At 68.8% G+C, this 13166-nt stretch carries 12 protein-coding genes and 5 pseudogenes; 9 read left to right on the forward strand and 8 right to left on the reverse strand.

Going from position 1 to position 13166, the window contains the following annotated elements; translation table 11 throughout:
- Nucleotides 1-45: 45 nt before the first annotated feature.
- Genes CIB93_RS09565 through CIB93_RS09575 form a run of 3 tightly spaced genes read left to right on the forward strand, consistent with a single transcriptional unit; the run spans nt 46 to nt 3558 of the window.
- Entirely contained in the window at nt 46-1365 is a 1320-nt protein-coding gene (locus CIB93_RS09565; RefSeq protein ID WP_096626086.1) for an aminotransferase class I/II-fold pyridoxal phosphate-dependent enzyme, read from the forward strand.
- A 34-nt stretch (nt 1366-1399) separates the two neighbouring features.
- Nucleotides 1400-2293: a dihydrodipicolinate synthase family protein gene (locus tag CIB93_RS09570; RefSeq protein ID WP_096626088.1), complete on the forward strand. Its 894-nt coding sequence runs from the start codon at nt 1400-1402 to the stop codon at nt 2291-2293.
- An 11-nt stretch (nt 2294-2304) separates the two neighbouring features.
- Entirely contained in the window at nt 2305-3558 is a 1254-nt protein-coding gene (locus CIB93_RS09575) for an MFS transporter (RefSeq protein WP_257002118.1), read from the forward strand.
- A 561-nt stretch (nt 3559-4119) separates the two neighbouring features.
- On the opposite strand, the gene CIB93_RS37815 is transcribed toward CIB93_RS09575, so the two are convergent.
- Nucleotides 4120-4446, reverse strand: a complete 327-nt coding sequence (locus CIB93_RS37815; protein WP_143066065.1) for a hypothetical protein — start codon at nt 4444-4446, stop codon at nt 4120-4122.
- Between the two features lie 837 nt (nt 4447-5283).
- Between CIB93_RS37815 and CIB93_RS09585 the strand changes: the two genes are divergently transcribed.
- On the forward strand, nt 5284-5826 hold the full coding sequence (locus tag CIB93_RS09585; protein WP_096626094.1) for a hypothetical protein: 543 nt from the start codon (nt 5284-5286) through the stop codon (nt 5824-5826).
- Nucleotides 5827-6229: 403 nt separating this feature from the next.
- Nucleotides 6230-6623: pseudogene (locus tag CIB93_RS09590) on the forward strand (transposase family protein); the annotation flags it as partial.
- Nucleotides 6624-6766: 143 nt separating this feature from the next.
- Here the strand turns inward: CIB93_RS09590 and CIB93_RS09595 are convergent.
- Nucleotides 6767-7471, reverse strand: a complete 705-nt coding sequence (locus tag CIB93_RS09595; protein WP_257002119.1) for a helix-turn-helix transcriptional regulator — start codon at nt 7469-7471, stop codon at nt 6767-6769.
- 65 nt (nt 7472-7536) lie between these two features.
- Between CIB93_RS09595 and CIB93_RS09600 the strand changes: the two genes are divergently transcribed.
- Entirely contained in the window at nt 7537-7995 is a 459-nt protein-coding gene (locus CIB93_RS09600; RefSeq protein WP_096626098.1) for an OsmC family protein, read from the forward strand.
- Nucleotides 7992-8396 (forward strand): hypothetical protein, encoded by a 405-nt coding sequence (locus CIB93_RS09605; RefSeq protein ID WP_096626100.1) that lies wholly within the window; start codon nt 7992-7994, stop codon nt 8394-8396. The genes CIB93_RS09600 and CIB93_RS09605 overlap by 4 nt, the downstream gene beginning before the upstream one ends.
- Before the next feature lie 182 nt (nt 8397-8578).
- On the opposite strand, the pseudogene CIB93_RS09610 reads toward CIB93_RS09605, so the two are convergent.
- Together CIB93_RS09610 and CIB93_RS09615 are read right to left on the reverse strand one after the other, a co-directional pair.
- Nucleotides 8579-9406 (reverse strand): annotated as a pseudogene (locus CIB93_RS09610) (hypothetical protein); the annotation flags it as partial.
- Between the two features lie 83 nt (nt 9407-9489).
- Nucleotides 9490-9783, reverse strand: a pseudogene (locus CIB93_RS09615) (sulfate adenylyltransferase small subunit); the annotation flags it as partial.
- 174 nt (nt 9784-9957) lie between these two features.
- On the opposite strand from CIB93_RS09615, the gene CIB93_RS09620 reads away from it, so the two are divergent.
- Nucleotides 9958-10557: a DUF6058 family natural product biosynthesis protein gene (locus CIB93_RS09620; protein WP_096626102.1), complete on the forward strand. Its 600-nt coding sequence runs from the start codon at nt 9958-9960 to the stop codon at nt 10555-10557.
- 42 nt (nt 10558-10599) lie between these two features.
- Here CIB93_RS09620 and CIB93_RS39575 read toward each other — a convergent pair.
- Nucleotides 10600-10999, reverse strand: a pseudogene (locus CIB93_RS39575) (transposase); the annotation flags it as partial.
- A 98-nt stretch (nt 11000-11097) separates the two neighbouring features.
- On the opposite strand from CIB93_RS39575, the gene CIB93_RS09630 reads away from it, so the two are divergent.
- A complete protein-coding gene (locus CIB93_RS09630; RefSeq protein WP_096626104.1) occupies nt 11098-11505 on the forward strand; it encodes a hypothetical protein in 408 nt (135 codons plus the stop codon).
- 187 nt (nt 11506-11692) lie between these two features.
- Here the strand turns inward: CIB93_RS09630 and CIB93_RS09635 are convergent, their stop codons facing one another.
- The 3 genes and pseudogenes from CIB93_RS09635 to CIB93_RS09645 all read right to left on the reverse strand — a co-directional run.
- A complete protein-coding gene (locus tag CIB93_RS09635) occupies nt 11693-12142 on the reverse strand; it encodes a hypothetical protein (protein ID WP_096626106.1) in 450 nt (149 codons plus the stop codon).
- A gap of 124 nt (nt 12143-12266) precedes the next feature.
- Complete coding sequence (locus tag CIB93_RS09640) at nt 12267-12512, reverse strand: DUF397 domain-containing protein (RefSeq protein WP_096626108.1); 246 nt, start codon at nt 12510-12512, stop codon at nt 12267-12269.
- Nucleotides 12509-13051 (reverse strand): annotated as a pseudogene (locus CIB93_RS09645) (DUF5753 domain-containing protein); the annotation flags it as partial. The gene CIB93_RS09640 and the pseudogene CIB93_RS09645, both read right to left, overlap by 4 nt.
- Nucleotides 13052-13166 lie beyond the last annotated feature (115 nt).

Here is a 13166-nt window from a genome sequence, read left to right on the forward strand (position 1 = left end):
TGTTTGGCATAGGACATATTAACGATCGTGGGCAGGGGTGATCGCGTGGGTATCAAGGGGACCACCGCGGCTGAGATCGCGGGGAGCGTGCGGGACCAGGTCGCTTCGGGTGAGCTGGTGCCGCAGATGAGTCTGCCCCCGGTGCGCGTGCTCGCAGCTGAGCTGGGGGTCAACCGGAACACGGTTGCCCTCGCCTACCGGCGGCTCGTCGAGGCGGGGGTGGCCGAGACGCGGGGCCGCGGTGGCACGGTGGTCGCGGCGGTACCGCAGCTCGCGCGCGAAGGCGTCGGCATGTCCGGCGACTGCATCGACCTGGCCAGCGGCAACCCCGACCCGAGCCTGTTGCCCGACATCCTGGCCGCCGCCCGGCGCGGAGACTACAGCCAGCCGCTGTACGGTGTGCCGGCCATCGACACCGGGCTGGACGCCTGGGCCCGTGCCGACTTCGCCGAGGACATAGATCATTCGTTCCGCACACTGGTGACCTCTGGAGCCGTGGATGCCACCGAGCGGCTCCTGAACGCTCACCTCACCCGTGGGGACCTGGTGGCGATCGAGGACCCCTGCTTCCTGGCAAGCATCGGCACCATGCGACTGAACGGCTACCGCTCGGCACCAGTGGGGGTGGACGGCGCCGGCATGCGCCCCGACGCTCTGCGGGCCGCCCTGAAGGCCGGTGCCCGCGCGGTCATCTGCACACCCCGCGCCCACAACCCGACCGGCGCGAGTCTCACCGAGGAACGGGCAGCCGACCTGCGGGCAATCCTGTCGGAGCACCCCCAGGTCCTCGTGATCGAGGACGACCACTTCTCAGCGGTCTCCGCCCGGCCGTACCACCGGATCACACCACCGGGCAGCTCACGCTGGGCACTGGTGCGGTCCGTGTCCAAGTTCCTCGGACCGGATCTGCGTCTCGCGCTCGTTGCCGCCGACGCCGAGACCACCGCGCGCCTGGAGGCGCGGTTGAGTGCCGGCACCACCTGGGTCAGCCGCCTGCTGCAACACGCCGCCCGTCAACTGCTGCTCGATCCGAGCGTCCACGAACTCCATGAACGGGCCCGTGAGGTCTACGCCCGGCGCAGCGGCCTGCTCGTCGAGCGGCTGCACGCCCATGGCATCGAGGTCCCGCACCGTCCGGACGGGCTGAACGTCTGGGTCGAACTCGACGTCGACGGCAGGGCCGCAGTCAAGGCTCTGGCACATCGAGGCTGGGCGGTTCGCCCGGGTCGCCTCTTCGCACCGGACCCGGCCGCCCACCGGGGCGCGATCCGGGTCACCACCGCAACCATCACCGAGTCGCAGGCCGGGGCGTTCGCCGCCGAACTCGCCGCGGTCGTCGCGGAACTGCGCGCGACGACCGACTGACCAACACCCTTCCCACCCGCCACGAGGAGTCATCGTGTTCCACGGCCTGAGCGCCTTCCCTCTCACCCCCACCAGCGAGCAGCGCATCGACACCGCGGCGTACACCGCGCTCGTCACCCGTCTCGCCGCCACGGGGGTGGACTCCATCGGCGCGCTCGGCTCCACCGGCAGCTACGCCTACCTCACCCGAGAGCAGCGCGCTCACGCAGCGCAGATCGCGGTCGAGGCCGCCGACGGGGTACCCGTCATCGTCGGCATCGGCGCGCTGCGCACCTCGCACGTGCTTCAGCTGGCCGAGGACGCGCAGAAGGCCGGCGCCTCCGCGGTGCTGCTCGCCCCGATGACGTATCAGCCGCTGACCGAGGAGGAGGTGTTCGGGCTCTACGAGGACGTCACGCGCGAGCTTTCCGTACCGTTGTGCGTGTACGACAACCCCGCCACCACGCACGTTCACTTCACGGACGAACTGCACGGCCGCATCGCGCAGTTGCCGAACGTCGCCTCGATCAAGATCCCCAGCGTGCCCGACGATCCGTCCGCGGCCGAGCTCCGCGTCGACACGCTGCGCGCGCTGATACCCGACACCGTGACCATCGGGATAAGCGGCGACTGGATGGCCGCCCGCGGCCTGACCGCCGGGTGCGACGTCTGGTACTCGGTCATCGGCGGCACCTTCCCGCAGACCGCCCTCGCCCTCACCCGCGCCGCACAGGCCGGACACGCAGGCACGGCTGCGGAGCTGTCCGAAGGCCTCGAACCGCTGTGGGCCCTGTTCCGGCATCACGGCAGCCTGCGCGTCATGTCCGCCGCCGCCTCCCACCTCGGCCTGACGGAGGCACCGAACCTGCCGCGCCCCCTGCGGGCACTGGAGGAGACCGCACGCCGCGAGGTCGCCGCCGCACTGGACGCCCTCCAGCTCACCTTCTGAACACGAACACCATGAGCCAACAGCACACAGCAGCCACGCCGAGAAAAGCGAAAGCCCCACCCCCGCCCGGACAGGGCAGGGGCGGCCTGGCGCGCTACGTCATCGCCGCGGCCCTCGCCCGTACCGCCGACGGCGGCGCCGTGGTCGCCGTCGTTCTGCTCGTCACCTCGTCCGGTGGCTCCGGAACGCTCGCCGGGGTACTCGGTGCGTGCATCACCGCCCCGCACCTGGTCGGTCCCTTCGTCGCCCGGTCGCTGGACCTCGCCCAAGACGGCCGGAAGGTCATCGCGGCGGCCTGCCTGCTGTACGCCACCGCGCTGACCGCGGGAGTACTGACCTACGGTCACGTCCCCGCCGTGCTGACCGGGCTCCTGCTCGCCACAGCGGGCACATGCGGTTCGTTGCTGACCGGCGGCATCAGCAGCCGACTGCCCGCCATCGTCGGACCGCGACTGCGCACACAGCGACGGGCCCAGGGCTGGGACGTGGCCACCTACGGCATCGGCGGCACCGTAGGCCCCTCCCTGGTAGCCGCCCTGTCAGGGTGGGCGACACCCACTGCGGCGGCTCTCACACTCGCGGCGGTGGCGGCCACGGCGGCAGGCGGCGTCCTGCTCCTGCCGTTCACCGCCCCGTCCCACACCGGCGACAGAACTACGATCCTCAAGCCGGGAGCAACTCTCGCGCTGATAGCCCGCACCGGCCATCTTCGGCGCACCGTGTACCTGACGATGATCGTCGCCCTGAGCGTCGCCGCACTGCCCGTCACCGCAGTCCACACAACGAAAACCCTCGGCGTCGAACCGGCCACCGCGGCCGTACTGACCGCGGCCTACGGCCTCGGTAATCTCACCGGGTCCATAGCCGTCATGATCTTCCCCCTCACCGGTCATCCGGACCGGCTGATGCGCCGCCTCGCCCTGGGCGTCGCCGCCGGCCTCCTCACCGCCGCCGCGAGCCCCACCTTCACGGCGACGATCGCGGCCTACGCGCTCACCGGAATCCTCAACTCCTGTTTCTTCGCCTCCACCCTCGCCGCCCGCACGGAGTACGCACCGCGCGGCGCGCGAAGCCAGGTCTTCATCTGGGTCGCGGCACTGAAGATCACGTCCGGATCCGCCGGAACGGCGTTGGCCGGCTCCCTGACTGGCGCGAACGTCAGACTGCCGCTCCTCGTCGGCCTCCTGGCCGTCTCTGCCGCAGTCGCCGTCGCAACAGTTGAGGCGCGCTTCACCAAGGCCGCTGAGAAGTACCCGTGTTTGTGACGAACGCACCGTCCCGGCATGGGCGATCGTGGCCCCCGGATCCGTTCCCAGCGGCTCCGGGGTGAGGCCCTTGGCCCTTGAGCACCCCTTCAATCTCACCGTATGACCAGCTCAAGCAACCGCACACCAGGCACCGCCCCCTTGGCGAAGGACATAGCGACCTTCCCGGCCAAGACCTGTTCCCCGCACAGCAATCTGCCGGTCGGCCGGGGCCCGTCCTCTGGTCTGGGGGACGAGCCGCTGGAATGTCCCCTGGTCGGCGGTGAACCCGGACGTCAGGCGGTGCGGCCGACGGGGCATTCGCATCGGCCGGCCACGGATCAGCCGGGACAGGCACCTGGCAGCGGTCCGAGGCTTCGCGTCCGGCCGTGGCCGTGGCCGGGGGCTGACATCCGCCGGCGGACGCCAGCGGTCCGCCGGCACCCCCGAGGCGGCGGCACCCGGCCCAGGGTCCGGCGGACCGTGTGGCGCCGACGCGGCCACAGCCGGGCCCAGGGAGTGGCAGCGCGGCTCGCTCGACAGATCCTGTGTGAGCCTGTGGAGCTGGTGTCGAACTGACGGTCAACTGCCGGTGATCGTCAGCTCCGAGACCCCGTACGTTGATGTGATGCCCTCAGCTGTCGCACACGCGCCCAGGTCCAGGGCCACACTCGTGATGGTCTCCACTGCGGTGGCTCCCTGGAACCAGCCACTGGTGATCTCGCCGGTCAGCGTCACCACCGTCTGGCCCTGAACGATGGACACCGTCCGGTTGTAGGAGAAGGTACTGGTGGCTCCTGTCGACCACGAGATCAGGTCGACTCCGGTGTTGGCCTCCGTCAGGCTGAGGCAGGACAGAGTGGTGGTGGAGGTGAACCCCGTCGAGCCCGTGAAGGTGAAAGGGCTCACCGTCGCAAGGCAGGGTGCGTGGATGTTCCGTCCCGACCGTGTCAGCGTCTGGGGTGTGTTGGTGAGCCCAGGGTCATACGTCGTGGTCTGACTGCCTCCGCACACCACCTGGTAGGGGATGACCTGCTCGGCCGCGCCGGCCGACTGCACGGGGAGCAGAACCGCTGCGGCGGTCAGCGCGCCAACGCCGAGAAGAGCACGAATACGTCTACTTACGGACATGGATTTCCCTCAGTCGTTTCCAGGAACTCTCCCCACGCACCGCCGGACACAGGAGTGTCATCGAAACGACGTCACGCCCTGACGGGAGGGTGAGCACCTGTGCAGCGTGACAGCGAGACACTCGTCACGCACAGCCCTATTTCAGGACAAGCGTGGTGAGCTGGGGAGCTGTTCCTGGGCCCCTGGCGCGAGCTTCGAGGAGCTCGGCCCTGCTTATTCAGGCGAACTGCGGACTTGCTGCCGAGTCCGTCCGGAGGCTCCCGTCCTCCTCGCGGGGCGGTGCGTAGCCGAGCCGCGGGGTGGAGACGTATCGGGCCCGGCGTGATGCCAAGGCCTCCCAGGACGCCTCTGAGGCCACCGACCGTCACCGTCGCCACTGTGCGCGTCGGGCCCGGGCTACTGGCTGGCGTGCCGTTGCCTTACACGTCTACTCACAACTGCGCCCTCCCCGACTATGGCACCAAGCGTCACCACCTGACCGAGATCGCTGCACACCGGCCCGCGCCGAAGCCCGTCTCGGTGTCCCTTCCGGGTCACCGAGACGGTGACCGGATTGCCGCTAGCTGCGATGACCTGCCCGTGGGACCGTCGAGTCCCTAGGAAGGGGGCTCCTCGATGAAGCGGAATTCTGCCATCGGCTTGTTCAGCGCGCTGGCGCTGGCCGCGGCCACGGTAGTAGCGGCAGGCTCACCGGCCCAAGCGGCAGTGGGCGACATCCTGTGCACGACGCCCAGCAACGACTCCTCCAGCTACTCACCGCCCCTGAGCCTGACACCTGCCAGCACCACCGTGACCATCACCCGGGATCTCAACACCTGCACCTCGCTGAGCGTGCCCGCCATCAACTCGGCACCCGTCACCGTGAGCCAGGTGACCATCCCGTCCTACTCATGTCTCACCCTCCTGAACACCGCCCCCACCACCATCAGCTTCACCTGGAACACCGGCGCCACCACCGTCGTCACAGGCACCAGGACCGTCAACCTCGCCGCCGCCGTACTCACCACCACGGTCACAGGCACCGTCACCTCCGGCCTCTTCACCGGAGACACCGTCGTCTACCAGCTCGTCGCCCCCTCCACTGACGTCCTCGCCTGCACCCTCGGCCTGGGAACGGTCTCCCGAATCGACAGCGTCGCCACCCTCACCATCAACTGAGCCCTGCAAGCCACCGCCGCACAGGCCGGGCATCAGCCGATGGTGCCGCAGTCACGGCCCATCGGCTGCGCTCGTCGCCGACACCTGGAGGTGAGCCCTCCCGGCTCGAGCGGAGGCTCGGTTCAGGGATGGGGTGTGCTGACGGGGTTCTGCTCAGGCAGCGGCGTCAAAAAGGTGCTCGGGCCGGTCCCTGCGCATCTTTGGCGTTCTTGTCACAGAAGCAGAGCCAACATTCGTTGTTTCAGAGGCCAGTTCGGGGTCCCCGCGTACGGACAGTTGTGTTGTCACTCCTGGTTACCCGGCCCGGGCTCGACGTCTGACCAGACCGGTCACATGCGGATGAACGCGACCGGTTGTCGGGCCACGTCATTGCCAGGCAAAGGCGTTCAGCGCGGGTGCCTCGTTGGTCTCCTCACTTGCCGCACTCGACCTGCCTCACGCTCTGGTCGAGTGGGTCACCATGCTCATCGTCGCCCACGAGGGTAACCGCCGGTAAGCTCCTGCCGCACCAACGCGCGCTCGTCGCTCTGGTGTACCTGCGCAAGCATGACACCCTGGTTGTGATCTCCGCCGGCTTCGGGGTCTCGGTCGGCAACACCCACGCCTACACGGCTGCGGTGATCGAGTTCCTGGCCGCCCCGGCGCCCGGCCTGCTCAAAGCCCTGTGCGAGCACGAGCCGCAGTACGTCCTGCTCGACGGAACGCTCGCCGAGTGCGACCGGGTCGGGGACTGCCAGGCCGACTACTCGCACAAGCACCGCCGCCACGGCGTACGCGTGCAGGTCGTGACCGACCCGGTGCCGACTGACCGCCGACAATAGGGTGCCCCAGGACAATGTACTCGCGAGCGGAATGGCCTGGCTCGGCCACGGCATCCAGGCGGTCCGGGCCGAGCCCGAGGAGGATCTCGAAGTCCCAGGACACAATGCGGGTGCCTCCACTACTGATCCGCGGCCTGGTCGGGCAGTTCGATTCCCCAGGCTGTTCGCACAAGAGCCTGACCTTTCCCGGTGACGTTCAGGCCCCGCCCGGAGCGGTGCCGCACAACCCACCCGGCCTCGAGAAACCGCTGGCCGACCGCGGCGCCCAGGGATCCGGCCAAGTGCGTCCGTCGTTCCGTCCAGTCCAGACACGCCAGGGTGGTGGTGCGGCGGGCCTGGATCGCGCCGTCCACGTCCACTCCGACCCCACGCAACCCGTCGGCGCCAGCGTCGGTGAGACGGAGCGACTCGCGGTCGGCGAACCATCCTCGACGCGTCCAGGCATCCGTCAGCGCAATGCCGAGCCGACCGGCGATGTGGTCGTAGCAGAACCGCGCCGCGGCCAAGTGCTGCATCTCACGACTCCTTCGGTACCCCGAGACGGGCGTCGAATCGGAAAGGACACCCAGCGCTTCCAAGGCGGCGGCGACCTGTGGGCCGGCGAGCGAGTAGTAGCGGTGCCGCCCGCGTACCTCACGCGTCACCAGACCAGCGTCGACGAGCAACGCCAGGTGCTCGGATGCGGTCGAGGCACTCACGCCGGCCCCTTGGGCCAGCTCACCGGCCGGCCTTCTGGCGCCGTCCATGAGCAGGTTCAGAAATACCGAGCGCGCGGGCGCGGAAAGAGCCTTTCCCACGCTTGTGAAATCCCTGTCTCTGCTCATGGAAGCGACCATACGACGACGACGCTTCGGCCGGCGCCGAAGTCTTTCAGACCTACGGTTCGATCATGAGCACACACTTCTATCAAACCCGTCTGCACTGGGCCGGGTCCACCGCCGCCGGGCTCCGCACCTACTCGCGTGACCACACCGCCATCGCCGCCCCGGCCACCGCGCAAGTGGACCTGAGCGCAGACCCGGCCTTCCGCGGAAGCCCTGACCGGCTCAACCCCGAACAACTCCTGGTCATGGCCGCCTCGTCCTGTCAGATGCTGTCCTTCCTGAGCGCCGCCGCCCGCGGCGGAGTGGATGTCCTCGCCTACGACGACGAGGCCACCAGCCACCTCGACCTGACCGCCAAGCCCGCCCGTCTGGCCACAATCCGTTTGCACGCGACTGTCAAAGTCGTCGCCGGGACCGACAGGGCCAAGGTCCAAGAGCTCGCCGTGGAGGCCCATCGCGAGTGCTACGTCGCCAACAGCCTGTCAGTCCCTGTCGAGGTCACAACCACTGTGGTGACCTCGTGAGCCCCCGCCGACAAGACCTCGAGGTCCACTTGCCGAGCCGGCCCGGCGCGCTGGCCGCGCTCGGCCAGGCGCTCGGCAGTTCCGGGGTGAGCTTGGAAGGCGGTGGCGTGTTCACCCACGACGGGCATGCTGTCGCGCACTACCTTGTCGACAACGGCCCCGCTGCCCTGGCCGCTGTCACCGCAGCAGGGCTCGGCCCCGCCACCGTGCGCGACGTCGCCACGACCAGGCTGGACCAGGAGGCTCCCGGGCAGCTCGGCGCACTTGCCGACAGGCTCGGCGACGCCGGTGTCAATGTCCTGGTCCAGTACAGCGACCATGCCGGCAACCTCATCCTGCTTGTGCCGGAGGAACACACCGCCCTGTGCCGCGACGTCATCGAACGGTGGGAACAGAACTGACACAGAGGTACGGGACACTCGCATTACTGATTTTTTCGTGAGTTCGGCGGGCGTGCGGAAGAGAGGCTGTGGCGATCTCCGTCTCGTCCCGCTCGACTCCCTGGTGCGCTGCAGGCTCCATCCCAGCCGGCCGGTTTCGCCCGAGCCTTCTCCTGCGAACCAAGTCCGTGCGGCTGGTATGTGAACGCGGTGCCCGCCATGCCGGCGCTGAGCGTCGTGCCGTCCGCCGGGTCGATGAGCAGGAAGGATCCGGTGCGCCGGGAGTCCGCGTAGGTGTCGAGGGCGAGCGGCTCGGCGGTCCGTACGATGACCCGGCCGATGTCGTTGGCGACCAGCTGCCCGGGGGCCGGGTGCTGGGAGAGGTCGTCCAGGGTGAGCCGGGAGGGGATGTCCTTGACGATCGCCTTGACCGTACGGGTGGTGTGCTTGAGCAGTACCCGCTGGCCCACCGAGAGTGGCTGGTCGGCCACGTGGCAGACGGTCGCCTCGACGTCCTGGGTGACCGGCGGCGTGTCGACGGCGGGGGCGATCAGGTCGCCGCGTGAGATGTCGATGTCGTCGGCCAGCCGGAGCGTCACCGACTGCGGCGCCCAGGCGATGTCCACGCTTTCGCCGAGCGCGTCGATGCCCGTGATCGTCGTGGTGCGCCCCGAGGGGAGTGCGACGACGGACTCGCCTGCGCGGAAGGCCCCGGCGGCGATCTGACCGGCGTAACCCCGGTAGTCGGGGTGCTCGGCGCTCTGCGGGCGGATCACGTACTGCACGGGGAAGCGCGCGTGGCAGGCGGTCAGGTCGTGGCTGACCGGGACCGTCTCCAGGTGCTCCAGGACGGTCGGCCCGCCGTACCAGTCCATGTGCGCGGACGGCTCCACCACGTTGTCCCCGGCCAGCGCCGAGATCGGGATCGCGGTGATCTCCGGGACGCCGAGGGATGCGGCGTACGCGGTGAACTCCTCGGCGATCGCGGCGAACACGGGCTCCGCGTAGTCGACCAGGTCCATCTTGTTGACCGTCGTCGACCGACCCGGCGGTGGCGAACCGCAGAAGGGTGGTGGCCGACAACTGCTCGGCCGACAGGATGGGTGTGGTCATCTTAGAAGTACCCCTCGCGCTTGCGGTCTTCCATCGCGGCCTCGGACATCTTGTCGTCGGCGCGGGTCGCGCCCCGCTCGGTGAGCCGGGAGGCGGCGATCTCGGTGATCACGGCGTCCAGCGTGGTGGCGTCGGAGTCGACGGCACCGGTGCAGGACATGTCGCCGACCGTGCGGTAGCGCACCAGACGGGTCTCGGTTACCTCGTGGTCCTTGGGCCCGCCCCAGCCACCGGCCGTCAGCCACATGCCGTTGCGGTTGAACACCTCGCGCTCGTGGGCGAAGTAGATCTCCGGGCATCTGGAGCAATTGTCAAGAGCTGTGGATCGGTGGGCGGAGCGAGGGCGAGGTGGTGCCCTCGTGCTGTCGTGATTCCAGCGATGGTTCGGTGAGTGCCGAACCGTCCGGCCGGTAGCGTGCCGAGTCCGGTGCGGGAGATGCCCGCGCTGGTAAACGCTGGAGGCGACCCGATGCCGGAGACAGACCTGAAGCAGCAGCTCGCCGAGCGATTCCGCGAAGTCAACGGCGACCATCTGATGACCGATACCGATGACGCATACGTCAGTGCGCAGTTCGTTGCCCTGGAGGAACTGTGCGCAGTTCATGGCCGCGATGCCGATGCGGTCCGCCGGCTGATGCTGGGGCAGCATCTGCCGCTTCCGGGATATCTGCGCTCCGACGGTGCTGAGATGGTGCCGGCCGACCTGTTCGCTCTCGCCGACGAAGCCGGCGGCATAGAGCTGCTCGAAGCGTGGTTCACCGCTCACTGGGCCGACCCGATCACCGGGAAGGCGGAGTGGAATGCGTATCTCAGCGGACAGTACGTGTGCCTGCACTCGGTGACCCCGGCCGCCATTCAGCGCAAGGATTACCTGACGACGGCGATCAGCGCCGCAGCGAACGAGCCGGATGCCGGTTCAGCACAGTGGTCTGAGCGGCTGCACGCACTGGTCGACGAACTCGACACGCTGGAACCGGCGTTCACGGCCTACGACCGTCTTCGGTTCGGCGGACCCACGTCCCGGGACACCTGTATCGACGCCCCGCGCGCCCGCTTCCCGCGCCCGTGACCCGGATCCATGGGTGGCGTTCTGCGGATCGGTTGCGATCGCTCATGCCGCGCGGGCTTCGGGACGTTCGACGAGGGGGCCGCGTTCGAAGCGGGCCCCGGCGCGGACGAGGGCGACGAGGTGGGGCGCGTTCACGGCCCGCCACCGGGCCTGGGCGGACTCGACGAGCTTGAGACCATCGTCAGGTTCGCGCCGGGCTGCGCGGACTTCGGCAGGGAGTCGAGGACGTTTGCGGTTTTGTGAACCCAGCACCTCTGCTTGCGGGTTTCGAGGAACTCCTCGGCCAGGGCCTTCCAGAAGCCCAGGGCGCCGTCGCCGACCGCGAGGACCGGGCGCGCATGCCCCGGCGGGCGCAGTCGCGCATCAGGTCCGCCCAGGACTCGCCGGATTCGCGGTAGCCGTCCTTGAGGGCGACCAGTTCCTTGGAGCCGTGGGCGCGCAAAGAAGATCAACAAGCATACCTGGCGCGCGCGGGTCGATGCCCGCGCCTCCTACCGCCTGCGCCCCAAAGCCGCCCCCGACCACCGAGGCGCCCGACGCATGCTCTGCCCCGCGGCAGGCACCCACCCCACCGTCGCCTGTCCCGTCAAGCGCCGCAGCCTCGGCCGCGACCCCCGTCTTCCCCTCATCGACGTCACCCCCGCCCCGGCGGGGCACCCCGAAGTCTGCCGCCGTGAGTCCCTCACCTTCACCCGGGACATCGGCATCCGTCACTGGCAGGAACTCGACCACGGCCTCGCCCCCTGGGTCCACCACTACTTCTGGCTGCGCAACCGTGTGGAGCACTTCAACGGCTACGCGAAAGACCACGAAGCCGTCGAACGCAGCCGCACCCGCCGCATCCGCGGAATCGCCGCCCGTCGCCGCCCCTCCAACCGCCATAAGCTCAAGAACCCCCGCGACTGGACCCCAGGCGGCTACCTCCCCGGCACCACACCCGAGAACTGATCCCCCCCACACCCCACCTGAACAGCACAAACGTATCTGGCCCTCTGCGAACCCGCAGAGGGCCAGATCGCGTCCACCACAACAACAAAGCCGGTCAAAGCGACAAAGTGTCGCTTTGACCGGCTCTATTTGGTCGGTTGACCGAAGCGCCCCGGCCCGGACGTGACACGCCACGTCCGGGCTCGTGTCACCCCTCGTCGCGCAGCAGCGGATGGATGACCCCGGGGAAGACGGTCGCCTGCACGACCTCCTCGGCCGACCCGCCCTGCACGACCGTCTCCGCGACCCCCCAGGGCCGTCCGGCCAGGTGGACGGTCAGGGTGTACGAGGACGAGCAGCCGGTGCACTCGTAGCGGTCGGCCCATGTCTCGACCTCGGTGGTGGAGCCCGGGTAGCGCTTCACATGACGGTGGCGGGCGTGGCAGCGGTCGCAGGTCTCGCCGGGCTCACACGTCCCACCACACGGACACGGCACGTCGAAGCTGTCGGCGGGTGTCCACCGCTGCACGAGGACGGCGTCGCGGGTCGCCGCCATGTCCTTCATGGCCTTGAGGTTGCGGGCGGCGACGTTGTACGACTCCCCGGTGGCGGCCATCCGGTCGCGGATGACGTCCTTGCGTCCACGGTTGGTCGTCATGTCGAGTCCTCCTGGGGTTCACGCAGCCCGCCAGGAGGCCCATGAGTCGTATCAGTACCCCTCTACGGTACCTGTCCGGCACGTACGGTGCCTCCGGGCGTACTCCTCGGAGGAACGGGGCGGCTCAGCCCTGGGCGGCGTAGGCGAGGAAACGCGTCCAGGCGGCCGGGGCGAGGGCGAGCTGCGGGCTCTCCTCGATCTTGGAGTCGCGGACGTGGACGGTGGAGGGGCAGGCGGCGACCTCGACGCAGGAGTCTCCGGAGCCGCTGCTGTAGCTCGACTTGTGCCACTCCAGGGCGACCTCGACGCAGGAGTCTCCGTCGCCGCTGCTGTAACTGCTCTTGAACCAGGCCAGGGGTGTGGTGCTCATCTCGCTCCTCGCATCCGCCGCCTCAGGCTCTTGGAGTCGTCCAACGAGAGAGCCTGTGAACGCATACTGGAACACCGCATCTGAAGTGCGCTGATCACTTTGGGGTCGGAGACGAACTGCCCGTGCTCCTGCCCTTCCAGGTAGCCGAACCACTGGTGATCCGGCGTCTCCAGTAGCTGCACGGGACCTCCCAGACCCGCGTGGTGATGCCGCACCAACGGCATGATCTGGATGTCCACATTGCGCAGCTCGGACAGGTCGAGGATGTGGTCGATCAGTTCCATCGTTACCTCCTCGCCGCCCAAGTCCCTCAGGAACAGGTGCTCTTCGAGGATGAAGCTGAACGCGGTGTTCGGCCGGTTGCGCAGGAGCTGCTGACGCTCCAGTCGAGCCGCGAGCTGCGCCTCGATCTGCTCGTCGGCGAGCGGCGGCAACTGGTCGGTGAACAGCGTCCGAGCGTACGCAGGTGTCTGCAACAGCCCCGGAATCAACCGGCACTCGTACGTGTACAGGCTCAGCGCCGTCAGTTCCAGGTTCGCCAACCCGCCCATGCTTACGGAACGTGACCCGTACCGTCCACCCTTCGCGCCCCTACGCTGACTCAGCGTACGAGTTGGTGACCTGGTGCGTAGCGGGTGCGGGCCGGGAATCTGG

The organism is Streptomyces sp. WZ.A104, assembly GCF_002382885.1.
Taxonomy (GTDB): Bacteria; Actinomycetota; Actinomycetes; order Streptomycetales; family Streptomycetaceae; genus Streptomyces.

What these genes read in the sequence shown, in the direction of transcription:
- CIB93_RS09630 (WP_096626104.1), top strand. Translation starts at nt 11,098, where the DNA reads ATGCTCTGCCCCGCGGCAGGCACCCACCCCACCGTCGCCTGTCCCGTC.
- CIB93_RS09640 (WP_096626108.1), bottom strand. Translation starts at nt 12,512, where the DNA reads ATGAGCACCACACCCCTGGCCTGGTTCAAGAGCAGTTACAGCAGCGGC.
- CIB93_RS09620 (WP_096626102.1), top strand. Translation starts at nt 9,958, where the DNA reads ATGCCGGAGACAGACCTGAAGCAGCAGCTCGCCGAGCGATTCCGCGAA.
- CIB93_RS09600 (WP_096626098.1), top strand. Translation starts at nt 7,537, where the DNA reads ATGAGCACACACTTCTATCAAACCCGTCTGCACTGGGCCGGGTCCACC.
- CIB93_RS09635 (WP_096626106.1), bottom strand. Translation starts at nt 12,142, where the DNA reads ATGACGACCAACCGTGGACGCAAGGACGTCATCCGCGACCGGATGGCC.
- CIB93_RS09595 (WP_257002119.1), bottom strand. Translation starts at nt 7,471, where the DNA reads ATGAGCAGAGACAGGGATTTCACAAGCGTGGGAAAGGCTCTTTCCGCG.
- CIB93_RS09575 (WP_257002118.1), top strand. Translation starts at nt 2,305, where the DNA reads ATGAGCCAACAGCACACAGCAGCCACGCCGAGAAAAGCGAAAGCCCCA.
- CIB93_RS09585 (WP_096626094.1), top strand. Translation starts at nt 5,284, where the DNA reads ATGAAGCGGAATTCTGCCATCGGCTTGTTCAGCGCGCTGGCGCTGGCC.